The sequence below is a fragment of the Deltaproteobacteria bacterium genome (assembly GCA_017302835.1).
Classification (GTDB): domain Bacteria; phylum Bdellovibrionota; class Bdellovibrionia; order Bdellovibrionales; family Bdellovibrionaceae; genus UBA2316.
In genome coordinates, this window is record JAFLCC010000002.1 from 219,122 (window position 1) to 241,769 (window position 22,648).

At 35.0% G+C, this 22,648-nt stretch carries 21 protein-coding genes; 20 read left to right on the forward strand and 1 reads right to left on the reverse strand.

Features of this window, described 5'->3' with window-relative positions; genetic code table 11:
- The first annotated feature begins 3 nt into the window (after positions 1-3).
- From J0M15_03070 to J0M15_03155, 18 genes are all read left to right on the forward strand, one after another.
- On the forward strand, positions 4-3,180 hold the full coding sequence (locus J0M15_03070) for a tetratricopeptide repeat protein (GenBank protein ID MBN8536011.1): 3,177 nt from the start codon (positions 4-6) through the stop codon (positions 3,178-3,180).
- Positions 3,177-4,058, forward strand: a complete 882-nt coding sequence (locus J0M15_03075) for a tetratricopeptide repeat protein (protein ID MBN8536012.1) — start codon at positions 3,177-3,179, stop codon at positions 4,056-4,058. Before J0M15_03070 ends, J0M15_03075 begins: the two co-directional genes overlap by 4 nt.
- A complete protein-coding gene (locus J0M15_03080) occupies positions 4,055-4,345 on the forward strand; it encodes a hypothetical protein (protein MBN8536013.1) in 291 nt (96 codons plus the stop codon). Before J0M15_03075 ends, J0M15_03080 begins: the two co-directional genes overlap by 4 nt.
- A complete protein-coding gene (locus J0M15_03085; GenBank protein MBN8536014.1) occupies positions 4,342-6,420 on the forward strand; it encodes an FHA domain-containing protein in 2,079 nt (692 codons plus the stop codon). The genes J0M15_03080 and J0M15_03085 overlap by 4 nt, the downstream gene beginning before the upstream one ends.
- A 94-nt stretch (positions 6,421-6,514) precedes the next feature.
- A complete protein-coding gene (locus J0M15_03090) occupies positions 6,515-7,111 on the forward strand; it encodes a MotA/TolQ/ExbB proton channel family protein (protein ID MBN8536015.1) in 597 nt (198 codons plus the stop codon).
- 1 nt (position 7,112) lies between these two features.
- A complete protein-coding gene (locus tag J0M15_03095) occupies positions 7,113-7,589 on the forward strand; it encodes a biopolymer transporter ExbD (protein ID MBN8536016.1) in 477 nt (158 codons plus the stop codon).
- Positions 7,589-8,179 carry a biopolymer transporter ExbD gene (locus tag J0M15_03100; protein ID MBN8536017.1) on the forward strand — a complete coding sequence of 197 codons (591 nt, stop codon included), beginning with the start codon at positions 7,589-7,591 and terminating at the stop codon, positions 8,177-8,179. Before J0M15_03095 ends, J0M15_03100 begins: the two co-directional genes overlap by 1 nt.
- A gap of 24 nt (positions 8,180-8,203) precedes the next feature.
- Positions 8,204-9,151: an LPS export ABC transporter periplasmic protein LptC gene (gene lptC / locus J0M15_03105; protein ID MBN8536018.1), complete on the forward strand. Its 948-nt coding sequence runs from the start codon at positions 8,204-8,206 to the stop codon at positions 9,149-9,151.
- A gap of 33 nt (positions 9,152-9,184) precedes the next feature.
- A complete protein-coding gene (gene lptB, locus J0M15_03110) occupies positions 9,185-9,907 on the forward strand; it encodes an LPS export ABC transporter ATP-binding protein (protein ID MBN8536019.1) in 723 nt (240 codons plus the stop codon).
- A 10-nt stretch (positions 9,908-9,917) separates the two neighbouring features.
- Entirely contained in the window at positions 9,918-11,351 is a 1,434-nt protein-coding gene (gene rpoN, locus J0M15_03115) for an RNA polymerase factor sigma-54 (GenBank protein ID MBN8536020.1), read from the forward strand.
- Positions 11,352-11,436: 85 nt separating this feature from the next.
- The gene (locus J0M15_03120) at positions 11,437-12,156 is read left to right on the forward strand and encodes a hypothetical protein (protein MBN8536021.1); all 720 of its coding nucleotides are present in this window, start codon (positions 11,437-11,439) and stop codon (positions 12,154-12,156) included.
- A 19-nt stretch (positions 12,157-12,175) separates the two neighbouring features.
- Positions 12,176-12,814: a MotA/TolQ/ExbB proton channel family protein gene (locus tag J0M15_03125; protein ID MBN8536022.1), complete on the forward strand. Its 639-nt coding sequence runs from the start codon at positions 12,176-12,178 to the stop codon at positions 12,812-12,814.
- On the forward strand, positions 12,811-13,335 hold the full coding sequence (locus tag J0M15_03130; GenBank protein MBN8536023.1) for a biopolymer transporter ExbD: 525 nt from the start codon (positions 12,811-12,813) through the stop codon (positions 13,333-13,335). The genes J0M15_03125 and J0M15_03130 overlap by 4 nt, the downstream gene beginning before the upstream one ends.
- Positions 13,325-13,798, forward strand: coding sequence for a biopolymer transporter ExbD (locus J0M15_03135; GenBank protein MBN8536024.1), 474 nt, complete (start codon positions 13,325-13,327; stop codon positions 13,796-13,798). The genes J0M15_03130 and J0M15_03135 overlap by 11 nt, the downstream gene beginning before the upstream one ends.
- Entirely contained in the window at positions 13,795-14,979 is a 1,185-nt protein-coding gene (locus tag J0M15_03140; protein MBN8536025.1) for a tetratricopeptide repeat protein, read from the forward strand. The genes J0M15_03135 and J0M15_03140 overlap by 4 nt, the downstream gene beginning before the upstream one ends.
- Positions 14,980-14,994: 15 nt before the next feature.
- The gene (locus tag J0M15_03145) at positions 14,995-18,021 is read left to right on the forward strand and encodes a hypothetical protein (protein MBN8536026.1); all 3,027 of its coding nucleotides are present in this window, start codon (positions 14,995-14,997) and stop codon (positions 18,019-18,021) included.
- On the forward strand, positions 18,018-18,386 hold the full coding sequence (locus J0M15_03150) for a hypothetical protein (protein MBN8536027.1): 369 nt from the start codon (positions 18,018-18,020) through the stop codon (positions 18,384-18,386). The genes J0M15_03145 and J0M15_03150 overlap by 4 nt, the downstream gene beginning before the upstream one ends.
- A 3-nt stretch (positions 18,387-18,389) precedes the next feature.
- The gene (locus tag J0M15_03155; GenBank protein ID MBN8536028.1) at positions 18,390-20,261 is read left to right on the forward strand and encodes an AgmX/PglI C-terminal domain-containing protein; all 1,872 of its coding nucleotides are present in this window, start codon (positions 18,390-18,392) and stop codon (positions 20,259-20,261) included.
- 65 nt (positions 20,262-20,326) lie between these two features.
- Here J0M15_03155 and J0M15_03160 read toward each other — a convergent pair whose 3' ends face one another.
- Positions 20,327-21,337: a PilZ domain-containing protein gene (locus J0M15_03160; GenBank protein MBN8536029.1), complete on the reverse strand. Its 1,011-nt coding sequence runs from the start codon at positions 21,335-21,337 to the stop codon at positions 20,327-20,329.
- A 106-nt stretch (positions 21,338-21,443) separates the two neighbouring features.
- Between J0M15_03160 and J0M15_03165 the strand changes: the two genes are divergently transcribed.
- Positions 21,444-21,941 carry an adenine phosphoribosyltransferase gene (locus tag J0M15_03165; GenBank protein MBN8536030.1) on the forward strand — a complete coding sequence of 166 codons (498 nt, stop codon included), beginning with the start codon at positions 21,444-21,446 and terminating at the stop codon, positions 21,939-21,941.
- A 97-nt stretch (positions 21,942-22,038) separates the two neighbouring features.
- Positions 22,039-22,527: a hypothetical protein gene (locus J0M15_03170; GenBank protein ID MBN8536031.1), complete on the forward strand. Its 489-nt coding sequence runs from the start codon at positions 22,039-22,041 to the stop codon at positions 22,525-22,527.
- The last annotated feature ends 121 nt before the right edge of the window (positions 22,528-22,648 follow it).

The following is a 22,648-nucleotide window of genomic DNA, read 5'->3' on the forward strand; positions in this document are numbered from 1 at the left end:
TTTATGGATGTAAAGCATGTAAATCAGGGGAATCAATTCCTCATAGTTTTAGTTATAGTAAGTAATTTGTTTTTGAATCCATCTTATGGAAAAACTAAAAAAACAGTGGGAGAGTTGCTGTCTCAAGTAAGCTTAAAAAGTAGGGGTGGGAAATTAAATTCCAGTGAAAAAGGAAAGGCGCTCATACCTAAGTATGACCCGATTCAATTCGAAAAAGTGAGAAATGAGCACAATTTGGATAGCGTCAAACCCATTAAAGCTTACGAGATCATAAAATCAGATAGTATTTCTAAGATGGTGGAATATGAAAAAATTTTAGATGAACAAATTCAAGAGCTATTTAAGTTAACAAAAAAATTTAAAGATTCAAATAATCGTGGAGAGCTGTGGCTAAGATTAGCTGAACTTTATGTTGAAAAGGGATCCTTAATAGATTATCGGATGCAAAAAGAATTTGATAAAAAATTGGTTTTGTATCAGCAAAAAAAAATCAGTCAAAAACCGAAACTAGACACAGAAGAGGCAAAGAATTATTTCAAAAAATCAGTTCAGCTTTACGAGTGGTTTCAGAAAGATTTCCCTAAGGATCCAAAAGTTCCCCAAGCGCTCTATTTTTTAGGATTTAATTATTTTGAATTAGGTGAGCCAGCAAAGGCAGAGAAATATTATTCTGAATTGACAGCAAAATACCCGCAAAGCCCTTTTGTCGACGAGTCCAATTTTGCTCTTGGCGAGCATTATTTCGAACTTGAAAAATGGAAAGTGGCCTATCAAAAGTATTCTTCAGTAATAAAGAATCAACGTCATAGTTTGAATGTCATGGCTACTTATAAAGGGGCATGGTGTCTGTATAGGTTGGGAAGATTCAACGAGGCACTTAAATACATGGAGCATATTATTCAGAAGAATAGAAATCTTGAAGATCGTGACAACGCCAAAAAGATTAAAGCTAAATTAGAGGGTGAAGCTCTTAAGGATATCATTGTTTTTTACGCAGCGGCAGGAGATCTTGAGAATTCAATTCAGTATTTCAATGATTTGACGGGAGCGCAGGCTAATTTTTATTTAGAGAAATTGGCCTATTACTCAGCAGACAAAGGGCAAAAACAATCTGCTCATAAGATTTTTCAATATTTGATTTCACAAAATCCAACTAGTCCTAAAGCTTTTGAGTTTCAATATCAAATAGTTCAGATCTATTTTTACTCAAAAAATTCGCCAGCCTTTAAATCAGAATTATATAAATGGATTAAGGAATATGGTTCGACGTCGCCTTGGTACCAGGCTAATCAGTCAAATGCTGAATTAATAGAAAACTCAATGAAGTTAAGAGAAAAAACTTTAAGAATTTGGACATTGCAACAACATCAAACGGCTCAAAATTCACGATCGAAGAACTCACAAAGCATGGCTATTGAGGGGTATAATTTGTATCTGTCTGAATTTGCAACGACTCAGCAAAGTTCGGATATGCATTTTTATTATGGAGAATTACTTTATGATATGAAAAAGTACGATGAGGCGGGTGTGCAATATAAATGGATTATTGACAACTCTCCGCAGAGTAAATTTTACGAAAATTCAGCTTCGAGTTTGTTGATTGCAGTTGAAAAAAGTTTACCTGGTGAAAAAGATTTGGCCAAAAGAGATTCTAAAAGCTTAGAACCCATTCCGTTGAGTCCTACAGTGGATAGATTTATTAAAGCGTCTAACTGGTATCTGGAAAAACTTCCAAATTCAGATAAGGTTCCTGAGATAAAATTTAGACAGGGTCGTTTGATGTATCAACACAATTATTTTGCAGATGCGAATAAGGTTTTTAAGGAAATTGTTTCAAAATATCCTAAAACTAAATATGCCGAATATTCAGCAAATTTAATGTTGGATATCTATAATCTAAAGAAAGACTATGTGGGTCTAGAGTTCGCAGCAAGCGAGCTTTTAAAGAATGAAAGTCTGGCCGCAACCAAGGCGGGTAGTGAAATTAAGGAAGTATTAGAAAAGGCAAGTTTTAAAAAAGGTCAGGACTTTGAAGCAGAGGGTAAATATTTGGAAAGTGCGGAAGCTTTTTTTAATTTTGCAAAACAGAATCCAAAATCTACTTTTGCTATCATTGCTTTGTTTAATGCAGGAGTTAATTATGAAAAATCTGCTCAAAATGAGAAAGCAAAAAACTCTTATTTGTTAGTTCTTAATTCGAATCAAGACAAAAAAGATCTCAAATATAAAGCGAAGATATTTCTTGCTAAACTTTTTCAGGAAGCTGTTTTGTTTGATGAGTCCATCAAGTTATATAAACAACTGATTAAGGAAGATCAAAAGTCTAAACAAAATCAGAACTTTTTATACAATATTGCTGTTATGAAAGAGGCTCAAGGCCACTATGTTCAGGCGATAGCAGATTATGAGGAGTATGTTAAGGGTCTTAAAAAGTGGAAAGAAAAATTAGATTTGATGTATGTACTTGCCGATTTATATAGAAAATCTGATCAGCTTACTAAGGCGCAAGAAAAATATAAAGAGTATATAGATAACAATCCAGGAGATGGAGAAAAGTTACTTGAGTCTTACTATTGGATGGGAAAGATTTATGAACTCAAAGGATCAAGTCAGTCGTATCAGTGGGAAGATAGATTGTTAGGTGTTCAAAAACGATTATCTGTTGCCAAAAAAAATATTGGAAGCAAATGGGTTGCAATGGTTAAGTTAAAAAAAGCCAAAGAAACGTTTTCAGAATTGATCGAAGTAAAAATTCCTAACCAACCAGAAAAGCAAAAAAAAGCAGTTGAAGAAAAAATCAGTGTGCTAAATAAATTAAATAAAGAATTAAACGATGTTGTGGCTTTAAATAGCCCAAATGAGATCATTAGCGCTTTAAGCTTATTAGGTGAAGCTAATGAGCACATGGCAAGTGCCATTTTAAAGTCACCTGTTCCTAAAGGATTAGGTGCTGACTTAGAAAAGCAGTACAGAGATTCATTGCCAAAACTAGCTGAACCATTTTTAAATCGTTCAAGAGAAAGTTATAAATTAGCAGTAGAAAGAGGATTTGAGTTTGAAAGTTATAATTATGATTTTGAAAAATCATATCAATTTATGAATAAACAAGATCCAAAAAGATATTATAATTCTGGAGAAATGAAATTTGATACTCGTTTTATCAACTGGATGTCCTTATGATAAAAATTCTATGGTGCATGAGTTATTTGATCCTTTCAGCTTGTTCCAGCTCATATAAAAATAATGCGGTAAGTGCAAGCTCCAAGAATGAAAACGAAAGATTAGACTTCGGTGAAAATAATTCAATGAATGTAAGAAAAGAGAAATCGGCTCAGTCTTCTGATCGAAATCAATCGGCGCCACAGCCAATGATGGGGACAAGTGAAAGCGCGGCAAGCTCATCTTCACAATTAGCTGTGTACATAAAAAATCAAGATGATGAAGGGGTTTTAAAAGAAAGCTCACGGTTGTTGATTCAAAATTCAAATGATTTCAAAGCGCTCAATGCTATGGCAATGGTTTATTACAAAAAAGGGCAATTTAACCTTGCTAAGAATTTACTTTTTAGGGCCCAGAAAAATAATCCTACTTTTGAAGTCTATTCAAACTTGGGAATTGTGTTATTGGGTAATGAGGAAAGAAATGAAGCGTTAAGGCAATTTAAAAAGGCTCTAGAGTTAAATCCAAATGATTCCGTGAGTGCGAGCAATGCGGGCTCAATCTACATAAAAGCCTATGACTATGAAAAAGCTAACTTGGTTTTAGAAAATTCTTATAAACGGGGAATTAAGGATTTTCGGGTTCTAAATAATTATGCCATTTCACTGGTTGGGTTGGGTAAATATGAAAATGCAGAATCTGTATACAGAGAGGCCCTGAAGGAGAATAGTAGTAACAAGGAAGTGTTATTTAATTTTTCGATTTTACTGATTGAACATTTGAAAAAGAATCAAGAGGGCTTGGAAGTTTTGCAGAAATTGAAGTTTATTGGAATCCCTGAACAGTCAAGGAATAAGATACAAGAGCTTGAGTTGATAGCACGAAAGGGGCAAAAGTGAGTAGAACACAAAAGTTATTATTAATTTTTCTTTTAGGACTTTCGTATAGTTTTGCCCAGTCAACAAACGTGACTAATAAATCTAATTATGTGAAAATCAAAGACAAGAAGGCCACGTTAAATTTTGAGAATGAATTAGTGGAAGGTTCCACACAAAAACCAGAACTTTTTTATTTATTTCAAAAGAAAAATTTTAACTATAAGAGGCTAATCAAATTGAGAGAAAACTTTTTACCTGAGATGCGAAAAACCTCAGAGGATGTTCAGCGAGTTCGGGGTGTTAATTGAAACCACCAGTAATATTGCGAGTTTACAAAAACAATCAACTGAATGAAGTGAAGCAATTCACTATTGATCAAATTGTTGTGGGTTCTAATTTAGAAGCGCAATTGGTATTGTCCGACGATTCCATTTCCCCTATTCATTGTTTAATTGAAAAAAGAGATAGCGGATATTATATCTGTGATTTAGGTTCGCAAAACGGCACCTTTAAAAATGGTCAAGCCGTTCTTGATGAACCCATTCAATCTGGGGATGAAATTTTTGTTGGCAAATTTAAACTCGTGTTTTTCATTGGAATTCCAAAGCCAGTTGGGATTCCTAAGTCTCAAGAGACCCTTGATTCATCAGCTGTGAAGACAGAAGGCATTGACGTCGTCAAGGTTCAAGATAAACAACCATTGTCGAAGCAGACATCTGCTAACGACAACCTTATAAAAAAAACAAAGGAAATTAAAGACTCTAAGAAATCTAATTTTAATCAAGTTTCAAAACCCCAAATTGATAAATTAAGTCCTGTAAAGTCAACGCGCAAAAAGAAGAGGGTCTCTTTTGCTCCTCCAGGTCAGATTCATAGTTTGAAGTCATATTTATCGCCGACGAGGGGTAGTGTGATTGAAGTCAACCTTACTTGGAATGAAAGAGTTATTCAGAGTTATCATTTTAAGCATAAAGGAATAGTTAAGGTCGGGCCAGAACAGGAAAAGCAGATTAATATCCCATCAAGTTCGTTACCCTTAAATTGGCCACTTCTTGAAATTTCAACAACCTTGAAAGTTTTTTTACCAGTGGGTTCGGAAGTTGAGCTTCTTAATTTAAAAACCTCATTGACTGAGGAAACTTTATTTTCCATGGGAAAAGCCAGTAAAATGTCACAAGGCTTTCAGGTGAGATTAGATCAGGGGGATTTGCTCTTTGTAAACTTACCGGATAAAAATCTGGGGCTTTGCATTCGTTTTGTTGAGAATACGGGCGTTGTGCCGTTTGCCCCGTTGTTGTTATCGAGTTCTGAAATTGGTAGCATTGCATTGTCAGTTTTGATGTCCTTGATGTTAGCATTTTATGTTTCAACGATGACTTCAAAAACTCAACCTAATCCAACAGAAATAAAAACAACTTACACTGCAGAAGTTTTATTCAATGAAAAACCAAAACAACCTAAACCTCCCGAGCCGCCAACTCCTCCAGAGTTGCCAAAAATAAAACCTCCCGAGCCCGAGATCGTAAAGGTGAAAGCCTCCGATGCAAATCGTGAAGCTTCGGTAAAAGGAAAGATTCCTTCTCAAAATAAAGCGGTATCAAATCAAGTTGCCAAAAAAGCTGTTGAAGTGGCGCCTATTGCCAATTCACAAAATAAGCTCAAAAAATTTACATCATTACGTCAAGGTGGAGCTGTTAAAATTGGATCTCAAGCTGGAGCCAATGCACAAAGTGATAAAAAAGATGTCAGTAAAATTGGTTTATTTAGTGCATTCGGTTCGGGGGGAGTAAGATCTAAAATGGATCAGGCCTATCAGGGAGCTGGAGATATTTTAGGGAGCGCAGATAAAGCCAGTGGATCAACAGGATTTGGTGAAGACCGTCCAGGTGAAGATTTAGGATCAAAATTTAAAGACACGGGCCGTGGAGGAAAAGGGACAGCTACCGAAGGCATTTCGGGAATTGGGACAAAAGGCCGAGCTGGAGGAACCAGTAGTTATGGGTCCATTGATGGTTTCGGAGATAAAACAACAGTTGCTATTCAAGCTGGTGGAAGTGAGGAGAGTTTTGAGGGTTCCATTGATAAAGATGCTGTAAGAAGAAGAATCACTTATAATTTAAATTTAATAAGAGGTTGTTACAATCAAGAGCTGAATAGGTTAGATAAATCAGGACGAAAATCTTTAGAAGGAAAGGTTGTCTTAAAGTGGGAGATAGTAAATAATGGAGTAGCTAAAAATGTGAGAGTTTCAAGCTCGACACTTAACAATCGGGAAATTGAAAAGTGTATCGCAGAAAGGCTTGCAACTATTGTTTTTCCTGATCCGCCAAAGGATACGACGGCAGAGGTTATGTATCCATTTGTTTTTAGAAATGATAAATAAAGTTATTTAATTAAGGAGGACTAAAGTGAACCCAATACAACAATGTGATCCGAATAGTTTTATCGCCAGAGCTTTCTGTGAGGGTGGATGGGTCATGTATATCATTGCTATTTTTGCCATATTAACGGTTATTCTTGTTATTGAAAGGATGATGAAGCTGAATTCTTTACTTGTTAATAAACGGGATTTTACGGACAGCATTTTTAGGATGGTTGTTAATGGCGACATTCGACAAGCTATTTCACATTGTGATTCAAGGCCGTCTCCCTTAACGAACACAGTCAAGGCAGGGTTAGTGCAAGCATTAAATAAAAGACCTGATGAGGAAATTCAAGTCGCTATGGACGCTTCGGTTCTGAGAGAAATGCCTAAGATAGAAGGTATGACATCCTTTTTAGCTGTATTTGGAAATGTGGCGGTGTTAGCTGGGTTATTGGGTACAATCATGGGAATGATTGGATCTTTTAGAGCTGTTTCTGAGGCAGATAACGCGACAAAAGCTCAGCTTCTTTCTCAAGGAATTTCCCATGCTCTGAATTGCACCGCTTTCGGTCTTTTAGTTGCTATTGTGGCAATCGTTTCTTACGGAGTGTTTCAACATCAAATTCAAAAAACAGAAAATGAAGTTGTAGAGACGAGCATGTCATTACTCAATTTAGTAGTTGCCAACAGAGACAAGATAAAGGATTAGCATGTCACATATTGATTCAGGAGGAGCAAGGGGAAGGCCTGTCAGTGTTGAACTTAACTTAGTTCCTTTTATTGATTTGATGAGTGTTCTTATTACATTCCTGTTGATCACAGCGGTGTGGACTCAGGTATCAATGATTCAGATAGGGAGCTCTCTCTATGCTAAAAAAGATGAGAGTGCAAGCTCACCTAAACCTCCTCCCAATGCTGACATCGCTTTAAAAGTCGACGTGAAAAATGATGGCTATGTTTTAACCGTAGGCACTCAAGTCATTTCCATTCCAAAGGTGGCGGCTTCTTATGACAATTCCAGCTTAGTTGCTCAGCTACAACGGTTCAAACAACTTTATCCGGATAAAATTGACGGAATCGTGAGCATGAGTGATCAGGTTCCTTATGAACAGTTAATAATCATTATGGATTATTTTTTAGTTGCCGGGTTTCCTAATATTTCTATAGCTACAGGGGGGCCTTACTAATGCCGATTCGACGACCAGGAGAAAGATATAGATATCATCGAATACTTAATCGAAAAAAAGGCAAAAGATCTTTAACGGCCATTCTCTCTTTGACGGCCATGGTAGACATGTTTACGGTGTTAGCTATTTTTCTTTTGCAAAACTACAATGTTAAGGATTTTATTGTTTATACCCCTAAAGAAGTTATTTTACCAAAGGCTCAATCAACAAAGGAATTAAAACCTGCCTTTGTAATTACGATATCAAAAAAAGAAATTCTATTGGATAAAACGGCGGTAGCCTCTTTTGCTGAAGTTCAATCTCAGCAAGATTGGTTAATTAAATCATTATATGATCAATTACAGCAAGGATTGATAAGATCAAAGCAAGAATTTTTAGGTAAGCTGCAAAATAAAATTAAAACAGCGGTTGAAGATGCGCGAGGAGAAAAAGACGAAGATCCATTTGCATGGAAAAAAATTACGATTCAATCAGATAAAGATATTGATTTTCTGACTGTTAAAAAAATTATGTACACTGTCACTGAGGCCGGAGCTGGTGAAATTAATTTTGCTGTTATTAAAAAAACTGATAAAGAAATTGCAAAATAAGCAAAATCAATCATTATCAATCTCATGCGGAATTTAAAAAGAACCATATTTTTATTCTTATTATTTTTAATTATTCTTGAAGTTATTTTTATTTTTCCAAAACAATTAGAGACAGCAAATAATATTGTAGACTCGAATCCTTTAACTCAAGAAAAAGCAGAGCAAAAAATGGATGGAGTTCATCTTGTTGAATCTCAAAAGGGCAATCGGGATTGGGAGCTTTTTGCGGAAAATGCCAGAGGTTATCAGGGAGAAGGTGATTGGTTTTTAAAAAAAGTGAAGGTTCAATTTTATAATAAAGATAAAATTGATTTTATCGTTACTGGTGATGAGGGTGAAATTGATGGAATAACCAGAAACATGAAAGTGAAAGGAAATGTCGTTATTACATCCAGCAATGGATATCTATTTTATACCGCGGAGTTATTTTATAATTCTATTTTAAGAAAAATAATCTCTCCAGGAGAGATTAAAATGGTGGGGCCCGGAGATGAGCAAGGGGAAGGGCTCGTATTAAATGGAAGAAATATGCATGTTTTGATTGATATATCGGAGATGAAAATATTTAAAGATGTACAATCTTCTAAAAAACTAAAGAATATGAATAATTTAAATATTCAAAGTGAGTCGGCACTTTTTAGCAGTCAAAATAAAGAAGTTCATTTTCAGAATAATGTTATTCTTATCTACAATGATATGATCATTCGTGGGCCTGATTGTTATTTTAATTATTCTCATAATATGAAAACTTTGGAGTATATTCGAGTCAAAGGTGGTGTCGAAGTTAAAGACAAGAAACGCAGGGCGATCAGTGAGGAGCTGGAAGTTAACTTGCAGAGCAATATACTTAAATTCAATGGGAATCCAAAAATCTATCAAGATGAAGATGAAATTAGTGGAGATGAAATTTTATTTTTTGATGGTGGAAAAAAAATAAAAATTCAAAAAGTAAAGGCTTCAAGCCAGATTTGACATTAGCAGAATAGCTATCTATATTGATAGAATATGAGTCTGCTAAGAATCGAAAATATTTCTAAAACCTATAAAAAAAGAAAAGTTGTAGATGGAGTATCCTTTAAGATTGAGTCTGGTCAAGTTATTGGATTGTTAGGACCTAATGGCGCTGGGAAAACTACTTCTTTTTATATGGTTGTGGGAATAATTAGTCCAGATCAGGGTGAAATTATTTTAGATGATTTAGTCATTACCAAAGATCCAATGTATAAAAGAGCTAGAGTTGGATTGAGTTACTTGGCGCAAGAGCCAAGCATATTCAGAAAACTAACTGTTGAAGAAAATTTAATGGTAGCTTTGGAAGCCCAAGGTCTAAATCAGACAGAGCAAAATGAGAAACTTGAAAATCTATTAAATAATTTCAGAGTTCAACATATTAGGTCTAGTTTAGGGTTTTCCTTATCTGGAGGCGAAAGGCGAAGAGTAGAAATCGCAAGAGCTTTGGCTGGCAGTCCTAAATTTATTCTACTCGACGAGCCTTTTGCTGGGATTGATCCGATTGCAGTCAATGATATACAAAATATAATTCGTGAATTAAAATCTCAAGGAATTGGGGTCCTGATTACTGATCATAATGTGCGAGAAACCTTGGGGATTTGTGATTTTGCTTATATACTTAAAGACGGAAGAATTCAGGTTTGTGGTTCTGCTGATGAAATTACGAATAGTGAAATAGCAAGAAAATTTTATCTTGGAGAGAATTTTAAGCTTTAAGGAGAAGTTAATGGCTTTAAGACAGACAATGAGCCTTGGTCAAAATTTAGTTATTACACCTCAATTGCAGCAGGCAATTAAGCTTTTACAAATGTCACGTCTGGAGTTAGAAAGTAATGTTAGATCAGAGTTAGAAGAAAATCCCATCTTAGAAGAAGCAGAAATTTTAAAAGAAGAAGATTTAAAGCTTACCAAAGAAATAGCTGAAAATATTGAGTCCAGAGAAGTTGAAGTAAATGAAAATGCTACTCAGGATCCACAAAAACAAGATGAATTCGAATGGGAAAGTTATTTTGAGCAGAATCAAAAGGCACCTCAATCAGGGATGAGTGGCAGCGAAGAAATAATGAACTACGAAAATGTGATTACGGCCCATGAGACATTGCATGAGTACTTGATGTGGCAAGTTCAAATGAATGGTTTTAGTGATTTTGAAGAAAAAACAGCTGAAGTACTTATTAGTTATATTGATGATGATGGTTATTTAAAAACCCCTCTAGAACAAATTGCCAAAGAAGAAAATATTCCGATTGAGGATATTGAAGATACCTTGCCCCTTATTCACGAATTTGACCCTCCAGGTGTTGGAGCAAGGGACCTGAAGGAATGCATGTTAATTCAGGCAAAACATTTAGAAGAAGATACTCAAGATCTGGTATTTCTGATTAGTCATCATTTAAAGGATTTAGAAAAGAAAAATTATGATGGAATTGCGAAAGCTTTGAATAAAGACGTCCAGGAAGTGATTGAAATTTGCAAAATTATATACTCGATGGAGCCAAAGCCAGGGAGAGCCTTTTCGCCGCAAGATACTCATTATGTTTCTCCGGATGTCTATGTATATAAAGTAGGTGATGACTACATAGTATCTTTAAACGAAGATGGACTGCCTAGGTTAAAGATATCTAATTTCTATAGAAATATGTTGAAAGAAGGAAGTAGCAAAAAAGATCATGATTATATTCAAGAAAAGCTAAAGTCAGCTGTCTGGTTAATAAAATCGATTCATCAAAGACAAAGAACTATATTTAAAGTGGCAGATAGTATTGTAAAGCACCAAAAAGAATTTTTTGATAAAGGGGCTGGGCATTTGAAGCCAATGATTTTAAGAGACATTGCTAATGATATAGGAATGCATGAATCCACGGTCAGTCGTGTGACAACAGCTAAATACATGCATACACCTCAAGGTATTTACGAGTTAAAATATTTTTTTAGTTCAGGAATTAGTAGTTCAACGGGTGGAGATGCTGTAGCCAGTGAATCAGTCAAATTAAAAATAAGGGATTTAGTATCCAAAGAAGATCCCAAGTCACCTTTATCTGATCAAAAATTGGCACAACTTCTTTCCAAAGATGGAGTACAGATTGCCAGAAGAACCGTTGCAAAATATAGAGAAATTTTGAAATTGTTGCCATCAAGTCAAAGAAAAAAATATTATTAGTAAAGGGCTTGGGACAAGTGTCTAGTATTATTTTAAAAGCTAAAATAATTTATTAAAATCAGTAAAAATAGTTAAAAATGAAGTTATGAAATTAAATAAAAAAACCATTTTCATATTATTGTCTATTTTTTTATTCGCTAGTGAAAGCTTTTGCCAGACAAAAAGCGTTGAGGGAAGTAAAAAATCTACGTTAGATCGTTCTTTGGAGCCAACAGTTTCAGATGAAATATCATCCTTGTTTGAAAATGTAGTTGCAGTTCAAAGAAAGGCGAAAGTAAAATCTGGAAAATTTTTGTTTGCTCCCTATTTGTCTTTTGATTTTTCGGATTCACCGCAAACGATGTATGCCTTTAATTTCAATATGGGATATGCTATCGGCGAGTTTTTTGAGATTTATTTAAATTATGTTCCCTCCTATGTAAATAATGAAAGAAGTATTTCGAAAAAAGTTCGTGAATTGCGACCTTATCCTGATGATGGCACGACTCCTTACATAGATGTCGAAAAAGTAAAGAACTCTTTCGGGCTTGAGTTAAATTGGGTTCCCATTTATGGGAAAGATTCTTGGGGTCCCTATGGAATTATTCGTTCTGATACCTATTTAAATGTGGGCTTCAGTCGAATTAACTATACGACTAATTCTGGTTATAAAACGAAGTTAGCTATGGGGAAAACATGGTTTATATCAGATTATTGGAATCTAAGGTTGCAAGCGGGCGGATCATTTTTAGAAACTTTTTCTAAAGGAAAAAAAGAAATTATTGTGATTGGCTTATTAGAGGGCGGTTTGGTTTACTATTTTTAATTATATTTAAGGAGACTCTATGTTTATCATTAACTCATTGGAAATTTTATTTAAAGAAGGTGGTGCCACTGCTTATTTTATAGTTGGAAGCGGCATTGCACTTGTCATTTTAGCAATTGCAAAAATTAACTACTTGTATGTTCAGCTGCGGCCAGCAGGAGATAGCAATTTAAAAGAAGTGAGCCGTTTGGTTTTGAAAAAAGAATACACAGCTGCTATCCAAGTATGTAATACCGTGAAGAATGTTCCCGAATTCGAAGTTATTAAGTCAGGACTTATGGCCGTTGATGGGGGTAGGGAAGCGATGAAATCTTCATTGGGATCAGCGGTTGTTGATATCATGAAGAATTGCGAAAAAGGGATTCAGTTTTTAGCTTTGATAGCTAGTGTGGCAACTTTGTTAGGATTGCTTGGAACTATTTCAGGGCTAATGAAAACATTTGCGGCATTAAAAGATATTGATCCCGCGAAAAAAGCAGAGCTTTTGGGAACGGGAATTTCAGAGGCCATGACTGCAACTGCAGCAGGACTTGTTGTTGGTATTTCAGCAATGGTGATTCATACTTTATGCACACAAAAAATTGATCAAATTATTGGGCAGGCCAAAAAAACTGGTTTTGATATCATTACCTTAGTAGAGCAAAGCGAAAGAGCATGAGTTTAGAGTTTGCAGAAATCCAAAGAAGACACACGCCTGAGCCAGAATTGGTACCCATTCTGGACGCGTTGACTTGTATCATCTTTTTTTTGATGTACACGACTACCTTTATGGAACTGACAAGCCTAACTCTGCCCCCCTCTGCCGTGAGTGTGGTCAAAGAACAAAATGTTGCTGATGGTAATCCTTTGACGCCAAAAATATTTGTGAACATCGTAAATTCAAATTTAGAAGTCATTTTGAAATGGACGGGAAGCGCTCCTGGGAAAATTAAGAAAACAATTAGTCGGTTTAAGTCTGAAAGATATTCCAAAGACCTTGAAATAGCGATGACTGTACTTATCGAGGAATTTGTCAAAAAATTTCCAAAAGAAAAAACAATTCAATTGGGATTGGCAGAAGGTAGCACCTATCAAGAACTAATCACTATCATGGATGGAATACGAAAGAATATACAGGATATTGTCCTGATGTCACCTGATGATGTGACTCACTTTAATGAGGAGTCAAATGGATCTTGAATCTTTAGAAACTCAGAAAAGGCATCCTCTCAGGTTGCAATTGGCTCCGATGATAGACATCTTTTTCTTAATCATCATTTTTTTATTGAAATCAACAATCGTTGCAGATGTTTCGATTATTTTTCCGAGCCAAATGCATCCTCCAATAAGTCTTAGCAAGGAAGGATTAGAAACATTTCCTGAGGTGGTTCTTACTGACAAAGAAGTAAATATAAGTTTTTTAAATGAGAATTTGAATCTTTCTCAAATAAATAATATGACGGAAGAAAAAATTGAAGAATTAAAGTTAAAAGTGGAAGCCTACATTAGGAATAAAGATGAAAAGATAAGAGCTCAATCAATCAATGTAAACTTTCTGACATCACGTGAAAATAGTTATAAGAATATTTTTATCGCAGTCAAATTTCTAAGGAAAATAGGATTTCAGTCAATTCAGTTTATCGCAGAAGGTGAATCTAAATGAGAATTTTTCGAATAGAAAATATCTCAAGAATGTTTTTCATTTTAACATCAATGGTGATGATGTCTAAGACGGTGAGTTTTGCAGAATCTTTGGTGAGTGTGCTTCGTGAAATGGAAAAAAAATCTGATGATTTAGGTATTAGAATTGTTATTCGCAAAAATTTCAAAAAGTCCTTGAGTATTCAAGAGTGGTTTGAAATAAGAAAGATCCTGATTAGAAGACCAAAAGTGGGTTTTGACGCGAAAACCGCTTGGGATAGACAAATTTCTTTAAGATCTTCTAACCTACAAAAAGAATCGGATAAGATTTTTTTGTTTTTAGAAAAAGCAGATGAATACACACTCAATCAGCAATATGAAAAGAGTTTTGATATGTATCAGCGGGCCGCGAAGTATTTTAAAACTTCGAATAAGGGCAGAGTTCCTAAAGGGAACCAACAGCTGTACTTAAATATTATTCATCAAATGGGCAGAACGCTCTACGCTCAAAAAAGATTTAATGAGGCTTTGGAAGTTTACAGCTGGATATCCCCCGTTTATCCTCAAATTCGGCAGGTTTTATTTGAAAAAATGTGGACAGCCTTTCGTGCAGGAAAGTATGACCTAGCTCTAGGTGCGATCGCTTCACAGCAGTCTGGTTATTTTTCGGAATATTTACATCCGGAAAGTTATTTGATTAAAGTCTATATTTTTAAGCGCCTATGTCGGAAAAAAGATTTGGTTTACACGGTTGAGGCATTAAAGAATTATTTAGCCAGTCTTAAAAGTGGGAAATTCGATGCGATTGAATGGGCTAAATCAGACCTGTATTATATGTCTTTAGCTCAGCTCATAGAGGTTTCTAAAAACTCTAAAATGGAGCTATTGAAGTATGCTTCTAGAGTCGAAAGACAAAATGAAATTAAAAAAATTCATGAATCTCTAAAGGAGAGATTTAAAGTTCATAAAGAGGTTTTGCAAAACCAACTTGAGCGAGTTTATGGTTATGCTTCCTTGGCTCTAAGTAACGAACAGGATTTTCTGAAACCAATAAGTACGTTGCCAGAAGCAAAGGTATTGGAAAAAAAAGGATACGAGCTATGGCCTTCCGGGGATGCTGAAGAATGGTTAGACGAGATTGGCAGCCACATATATATTGGTCCATCAGAATGTAAAGAAAATGCAAGCAATACAGAAAAATAAGATTGAAGACATAGAATGAAGAAGAAATTGTGCATCGTCATTATCATGATTCCATTTTTAATTTTTTCTGAAGAGAAGAAGGCTCAGGGAAAATTAGATAGCTCTGGTCTGGTGCGAATAGATCAAGATAATAAAAAAACATTGGAAACAAGAAAAGCGCCTCCTGCAAATAATAAAGAAAAACTTAAAGTAGAAATGTTAATTGAGGATGATCCTTCTAAGCTAGAAAAACAAGTTAAGGCATTGCAGCTGATATTAAAAAATGAAAAAGATCGAAATAAAAAAATTAATTTATATTTAAGGTTAAGTTACTTACATGTTTCGATTGCTAAAAAATATGGGATTAAAAGAGTTGCTGGGGAAAAGATAAACGATCAAGAAAAAAAACATTTAGATGAAGCCATCAAAGTTATTAATTTTCTGCTCAAAAATATTGAAAATAATAAAAGATCGCTATCGACTTTATATAACATTAAAGGTTTGGTCAGTTTTGAGTTAGATGATCTTAAAGAAACAATAGCTAATTTTATTAAATCCATCGAATTAAATCCAAAAAATACACAAGCTGAAGTCATGTCTATATTTATTGGAGAGTATTACTTTGATGAAGAAAAATATGATGATGCCATAAAATATTATCAACTTTTTTACAATAGAATGAGCAAAACCCAGAAAGCTCTTTCTGACTATAAAGTCGCCTGGTCCTATTTAAATAAAAAAGATTCAGAAAAAGCTGAGATGCAATTTATCAAGGTCATCGTTCAAGATTTAGATAAGGGTACAACAGAAGATGCTTATAAAGATTTGGCGTTTATTTTGACACAAAATAATGATGAATTGCATCTTATTAACAAAGTAAATTCATTTACAAAATCGAATGTCGTTAAGGGGCATTTATACTATTACTGTCTTCTCTTTTATTTACAGAATTCTAAAGATAAATCCAGGGATGATCTCTTTAAAGAAGTGTTAGGTATTGAAAAAGATCCCTATAAACAATTAAAGATTTTAGTTTTAAAAGTCAGTTTCGAAAAGAAAGATATTCCTACTAAAGGAATGGTTGTTGCTTTGGATAATGTTGCAAAAAAATTGAAAATTTTAGATATCGAATCTAGATCAAGATTTTTTAAATTAGATGCAAATCAATTAGAAGACGATTCCGAATTTAATATCAGAGTTCATATTGATGCTTACACCGGAAGATTAAAGGCCGAAGAAAGTGTGTCGAAACTGGAGCTAGGTAATGAAGCTGTAAAACACATTCAAAGACACATTGAATGGTTTCCGTTGTCCAAGAAAAAAAATATATTGTACAACCTATGGATAGATACCTGTGTTGATTTGAAGAACTCAACATGCTTATTTGAGCTGGAATCACTTTTTAAAACAGGCATGAAAAACATTCCTTCTATTGAGTATCTTAAAAAGGTACAAATTGAACTTCTGGCCTTATATGATGCTGCTTTTGAAAAGGATAGGATCAAGCACCAGCAAGCTTTTGTGAAGAGACTGAAATCATTTGCTGAGCAGTTTCCATCGGATCCAATTTCACTAAAAAGCCAGAAAAGACTATTCGGCATTTACTTAGATAGTAAAAATTATGCAGAGGCATTGCCCTATGCAGAGAACCTTTTTAAGGTCGAAAAAAATGCCGAAAGTGTACAAAAAATTCTCATTTGTTTATATGAAATGCAAAGATATGAAATGGTTTTGAATGATCCAGTATATAATCAATTCAGTTCAGTTGAAATAACAGACATCAGACGAGAGGCAAGTCTTAAATCAGCTATGATTAATGCAACTAAAGGAGATTTCGAAAAATATGAAAACGATATTCAGGCCTACCTAAAAACAAAACCAAGTGAAGAAAAGGCAATGGTCGTCTATGTTGACTATTTTAAAAAATTAATCGAGCTCAATTTCTTTCAAAAATTTATTGATGAATGGAAAAAATTGACACCCCAAATGCAATCAAGAAAAACATTCACCTCAATCAAATCCTTCTATTTTGATAAAACATTAAGTGAGGGTGACTTTGTGCCTTCATCCTTGTTTTGGACGTACGGTGAAGATAAGGACCTGAATGCAAAAATCGTCATTAATAAAATTGCCTTTAATACCCAATTGACATCAACGGATTTGGTGTTTTTTAGCAATCTGAGCGAAGAGAAGAAAAACTACCTGCTGGCTCTTATGAATTACTTGAATCCAACAGAGGTGCTCTCCATTCTAAAACTTAATAAAAATCTTTCCGAAGAGCAGAAAAAAATCTATTTAGTATCGTTGTTGTTAAAAGCGGGAACTATAAATGTGAAATTTGAACAAAATGAAATCAGTGCTATTAAGAATATAGTTCCCGAGAAATACCTTAAAGATACTGAATTGAAAATAGAAGAAAATATCAAAAACGTTATTTTTCCAAACTCAAAGATGAAACCGAAAACCTATGAGTCCTATGTTGTCAACAATGTGGATAATATAAAATTCTTAAGGGCGCGCGTACTTAAATCTTTGAAAACGGCCACTCAAGTTCAAAAAATGAGAATTTTTGATAAAATGTCCAAGGTCGAGTTAGGGATGGCTCAATCTATTAAAAATTCTCCGCCACCACAGGGGTTGGATGAAGCACAGCTTTCTGAATACAAATCAGGTTTAGTTGAGATGGCCAAGGACTATGAAAAGCAAGGTCAAGAGTTTGCTGCGGCAAAATTGGAAATTGAAAACATTCTGAAAAAGCAAAGCGATGATGATCTGGCTTCGGTTTTGCCTGAAATTAGCATTGAAGATTGGAATGTGTCTCATAGTGATACTAGGGAAAAACTGAACAAAATAATTTCCAAGACATCGGCGAAAGCTGTTATGATGTACCTAGATAATCTACTGTATTCTAAGAAGATAGAATTGGAAGAGTATTATAATTACAAAACGTGGGTTATATTAAAAATGAAACCAAATGAGGCTTTGCGAAAGTATTATTTTGAAGAGTTGATGGCAGCAAATCAAACAGCGCAAATAAGTAAATGGAGATCTTTAAAAAAATGAAAGTAATGGTGTTTGTCATTTTATCCTCAGTGTTTGTCTTTTCTCAGGAGCAGGAAAATACGGATTCGCTAACTTTACCAACGGAAGAAGCTAAATTTCCCGTAGTCGAGTCTGGAAAGTCGAGCACTTCCAATTCAAGTACTTCGAAGACAAGTTCAACGCCGAACAAGGCAAAAGACAACGTGGGAGCCATTCTAGATTTTGAGGGCGAAGTGATCGAGGGAGAGAGAAGAAGGCCAGATTTATTTTTGCAAATATCTATTGATAATGTAAAGTTTGATTCTTTAATTTATAATAGAGATGATTTTAATGATTATTTAGAAGTAGATAGAAAAAGTAGAAATAAATTTTTTAAAATGAAGTAACCAATGAAAGTTTTAGTTTTAAAGAAAAACAATAAAGAAATTGGCAGAGTGAGCCCGGACAGAAGAAGTCTTCTGATCGGTAGGTCTCCTGTGTGCGATCTTGTTATCCGAAAAATTGAACACATCAAACCTCTGCACTTTCTAATGGAATGGACAGGGGAAGGCAGTTTTGATCCTTATTCTGGATTTTGGACAATCATTGATATTTCTGGATCTGAGTCTGAAGAGGTAAATAAAGATTATCATGGCGAAGCACATGTTTTGATTGAGAGTGAAATTGAAATTGGAGAATTTCAATTTTCTTTTGTTGAAGAAAAGTTGGCAAAAACAGCCTTGGCAAAAGGTGTTATTTCACGTTCTCTAGAATACGATAATAATGGGGCAACATTTGTTAGAAATGATGCTGAGTCTGTATTAGAATTGGTTACCTATAGTCGTAGTAATGATCTGGTGACTTCAATCAACCACTTCTCTAAAGATGTTTTAGCCCGAGGGATTAAAATCAACTCCCTGGCAAATTTGGAGTTCACATACAATTCATCACGGCCCAACATACTTTCATTTGAGAATCTAGGAGAAAAAAATTTAGTTGATATTTATAATCGCTCCGAGCGCCTTATAGATTATTTTTCAAAAGAAAATTCAGTTTGTCAAATTGATATAGAGGATTTTTATTTACTGTCCTCAATAGAAAATGCTTATTACTTAAGGTGGGTTCCAAAAGTTCAAGTCTCGCCACCTCCTAGAGCTTGGAAAAAAGATCCAGTTATTTTAACCTTGATATTTGTTATTTTCTCCATGTTTTTGTTTGGGCTTCTGATGCAGTCGATAAAAAAACCAGTTACGATGGATATTCCAATTCCCAAAAGAGTGGCAACTGTTCAAATTTTAGATCTACAGCCAGTACTTAAAGAAGAGCCTCCTCTTCCCGTTATTGACAAAGAGGTTAGCCCGGAGACTGTTCAACCCCCTCCTGTCGAGCTCCCTAAGGATCAGGTCAAGGTAGATTCAGAAAAAGATAAACCAAAAATGGATAAGCCTCAGACCAAACCAAAAAACGAAGATTTTAACCCAGCAAAAAAGACACCTCCTAAAATTCAGGGTGCCAGAGCTACGATAAAAAATTTATCTAAGAATGATGAACCATCCCAAGGTCTAAATCAAAAAGCTCCAATAAAAAACGTCAACTCAGTTGGATTGTTAGGTAAACTCAGTGGTGGGAAAAAAACTGGCTCTGGTGTGGATGCTAAATTGTTAGTTTCAAGTGTGACTCCAACCGATGCTGCAGTTGGTTCAGAGGGAAGAGTTAAACTTAAAGGCTCTCCGTCTGGAAACGTCAATTTAACTTCTGGAAAAACAGAAGCAAGTGCGGATGAGGGGGCTGGATTATCTGCAGCGGCGACAACTTTAAAAATGGATAACATGTCCAAGGGAACTAATATTTCAGGTATGGTTTCATCCAAGGCGACAGGAGGAATTGGTTCTGGATTATTTGGTGGAAATAAAAAAGAGGGTTCGGATTCCATTGAAAGCTTGGGAGGATCTGTTTCTATCGAAGTTAAATCGATGGAAATTCAAGGGGGATTGACTAAAGAACAGGTGAGGCAGGCGATTTCAGATAACAGGAGGTCACTGCGAAACTGTCATGAACAGTACTTAACGTATAAAAAAGATTTAGGTGGACGTCTTGTTTTGCGGTGGAAAGTGAATGGTGAAGGTCCTGTAGATACAGCCTCAATTCAGAGCTCTGATACCAAATATGGAATCTTTGATTCCTGTGTTTTAGAAGTTATCAAAAAAATTGTCTTTCCTAAAGCCGCGAGTGGTAACTCGACATTGGTAATTTATCCATTTGTATTTCAACCGAAAAAATAAAAATTTAAAACACCTGTCAAAACAGGCTCAACGAAGAAAACCTGCAATTTCTTGGTGCGTGAATTCTAGGCTACCTGATTTTTCTCTAGATCCCTTAACCATTGATCTAATTTAAGTAAATTTTTTTCATCAGCCTTTGAGAATGAAAATCTGTTGGGTTGATTTAAATCTCCAACGGGATGACATCTGAATAGAATGCTTTTTTTGCCTCCAGGATCGGAAATATAAACCTCAATCTCTGCATTTAAAATATCTTGGGGAATTGAATTTTCGGTTTGAATTCCTCCAAGAGAGATATCTCTTGTGTAAGTCATAAATGCTTTAGCTTTATTTGTAATAATCGTTCTTAATCGACCTCGAATCCGAGGGTATCGTCGGGTGTGCTTTTTTTCTTTTTTAGGTGCGGCGTTAATTGGATTTGTATTTCCATGAAAATGTCCATTGGAAGTATTTTTTTCTATTTCGTGAAAGGCTATATGTGTAGGATTCGCTGGGGATTCATTTGTAACTGTCGTGCTGGGTGTTGATGCGGGTAACTGGATGGTCGTTATCGTTTTATCAAAGGAACCAGGTATGATGCGAGAGATACTTTGCGTTTCTTCAAGCTTCGGAGTGTTTTCATGAGAAAACTTCATTGTATTTTCAAACCGATTTGGATCATTAGAGATGTTGGTGTGAGTTTGATCCAATATATCTGATTTATCAGCCTCTTCAAAATCAATAACCGTTCCTGAAAAAGTGAGAATGCCTGGTTCTTTATTTTTTTCATCATTAACTGGGTCTGAAAATTCGACGACAGAGTCAGGTGTTTCTATTATTACTTTTTGGGATTTATAAGAAACATGAGAATAAGGGCTAGGCAGAGGAGGAATCTCTTGGGTTTCATTCCACGTGAAAGATAGCCATTCAAGAACTTCTGGAGACTCAGAAACAAGCTTCCAGCTAGGTAACCCTTGGGTCCAGTAATAAAAATCACTAGGTTGAGATTTTTTTTGGACAATTTCAACAAGTTGTTTTTTGTTGAGTTGTTCAAACTTTTCCTCATTGGTTTTATTAAATAAATAATATTTCGACATTTGAACCTCGAAAATAACTTCGGTGATTAGATGAAAGACTTAATAGAAATAAAAAATTTAGTCTAAGAAACCTTGTCATCCAGACCAAAGTTGGGTATTAAGTGCCATGGATTTGAAAAAATATATACACTCTGTGCCGGATTTTCCTATAAAAGATGTTTTATTTCGAGATATTTCACCTTTGTTGAAAAGTTCTGAAGCTTTAGATTTTGTTGCTAAAAAGTTAATTGAAAAAATAAATTTTAATGAAGTTGATTATATAGCTGGAATTGAATCAAGGGGATTTATTTTGGCCATGTTATTAGCGGCAAAAACAAACAAAGGATTTATTCCTATTCGGAAAGCTGGCAAGTTGCCTCCACCGGTTGTGTATGAAAAATATTCCTTAGAGTATGGTCAAGCAAGCCTGGAGTTAAACCCCGGCAAAGGAAGAATAGTTATTTTGGATGATGTTTTAGCAACTGGTGGTACCTTGTTGGCGGCAGTTTCATTAGCTGAGAAAGCTGGTTATCAAGTGCTGGATGTGGCTGTTTTGATAAATCTAACATTCTTAAATAATATTGAGTTTAATCATCAGAAAATTTATTCATTGATAGAGTACTAGAGGCGTGAGTCATCATAATTTCCATATATTTTTCGCCCTGAAACAGGAAATAGATGCAAGATTCTTCGATGAAAAATGCCCTCTCACAGTAATGGGAATGGGTAAAGTGAATGCAACTATCGCTGTTATGAATTACTTGAATCAAGTGCAAAATAAAACGAATTTGTTGATCGTCAATCTGGGAACGGCTGGAAGTCGAAAAATTAAAGTGGGAACTCTTGTTGAAATCACTGAGTTTTATGAACGTGATACGTCCTTTAGATCGATCCCAATCAAAATCAAACCTTGTACTGAATTGCCAGTGGGTAAGTGTGGCACGGGAGATTCAATAGATATGCTTTCGGAAGATTATTCTTGCAATCTTTCTATGATAAAGCAGAGCGAACCCCCATGGGATTGTCTCGATATGGAGGCTTACGCGTTGGCAAAAACCTGTACATTGAAAAATATTCCTTTTGTTTCAATTAAATACATAACGGATATTTCTGATTCTCAAGTCAAAGTTCAATGGAAAGAAAACCTGGAAAAAGCGCGTGTTAATTTGTTTCATTTTTGGAAAGATTACATAAAAAACAAATCATTTTGAAATCCTATTAAATTTATAGATACCATTAAAAAATAATTTTAAAAAATGTCTTATGAGTTAGCTTCTCATCCCCGATAACTTCACAGATGATTCTAATGCTATAGCAACTAAAAGGTGGGAG

Coding starts and splice junctions, on each gene's coding strand:
- J0M15_03075 (MBN8536012.1), top strand. CDS start 3,177: ATGATAAAAATTCTATGGTGCATGAGTTATTTGATCCTTTCAGCTTGT.
- rpoN (MBN8536020.1), top strand. CDS start 9,918: ATGGCTTTAAGACAGACAATGAGCCTTGGTCAAAATTTAGTTATTACA.
- J0M15_03120 (MBN8536021.1), top strand. CDS start 11,437: ATGAAATTAAATAAAAAAACCATTTTCATATTATTGTCTATTTTTTTA.
- J0M15_03145 (MBN8536026.1), top strand. CDS start 14,995: ATGAAGAAGAAATTGTGCATCGTCATTATCATGATTCCATTTTTAATT.
- J0M15_03150 (MBN8536027.1), top strand. CDS start 18,018: ATGAAAGTAATGGTGTTTGTCATTTTATCCTCAGTGTTTGTCTTTTCT.
- J0M15_03125 (MBN8536022.1), top strand. CDS start 12,176: ATGTTTATCATTAACTCATTGGAAATTTTATTTAAAGAAGGTGGTGCC.
- J0M15_03100 (MBN8536017.1), top strand. CDS start 7,589: ATGCCGATTCGACGACCAGGAGAAAGATATAGATATCATCGAATACTT.
- J0M15_03140 (MBN8536025.1), top strand. CDS start 13,795: ATGAGAATTTTTCGAATAGAAAATATCTCAAGAATGTTTTTCATTTTA.
- J0M15_03130 (MBN8536023.1), top strand. CDS start 12,811: ATGAGTTTAGAGTTTGCAGAAATCCAAAGAAGACACACGCCTGAGCCA.
- J0M15_03135 (MBN8536024.1), top strand. CDS start 13,325: ATGGATCTTGAATCTTTAGAAACTCAGAAAAGGCATCCTCTCAGGTTG.
- J0M15_03070 (MBN8536011.1), top strand. CDS start 4: ATGGATGTAAAGCATGTAAATCAGGGGAATCAATTCCTCATAGTTTTA.
- J0M15_03170 (MBN8536031.1), top strand. CDS start 22,039: ATGGGTAAAGTGAATGCAACTATCGCTGTTATGAATTACTTGAATCAA.
- J0M15_03095 (MBN8536016.1), top strand. CDS start 7,113: ATGTCACATATTGATTCAGGAGGAGCAAGGGGAAGGCCTGTCAGTGTT.
- lptC (MBN8536018.1), top strand. CDS start 8,204: ATGCGGAATTTAAAAAGAACCATATTTTTATTCTTATTATTTTTAATT.
- J0M15_03155 (MBN8536028.1), top strand. CDS start 18,390: ATGAAAGTTTTAGTTTTAAAGAAAAACAATAAAGAAATTGGCAGAGTG.
- J0M15_03090 (MBN8536015.1), top strand. CDS start 6,515: ATGTATATCATTGCTATTTTTGCCATATTAACGGTTATTCTTGTTATT.
- J0M15_03165 (MBN8536030.1), top strand. CDS start 21,444: ATGGATTTGAAAAAATATATACACTCTGTGCCGGATTTTCCTATAAAA.
- J0M15_03160 (MBN8536029.1), bottom strand. CDS start 21,337: ATGTCGAAATATTATTTATTTAATAAAACCAATGAGGAAAAGTTTGAA.
- lptB (MBN8536019.1), top strand. CDS start 9,185: ATGAGTCTGCTAAGAATCGAAAATATTTCTAAAACCTATAAAAAAAGA.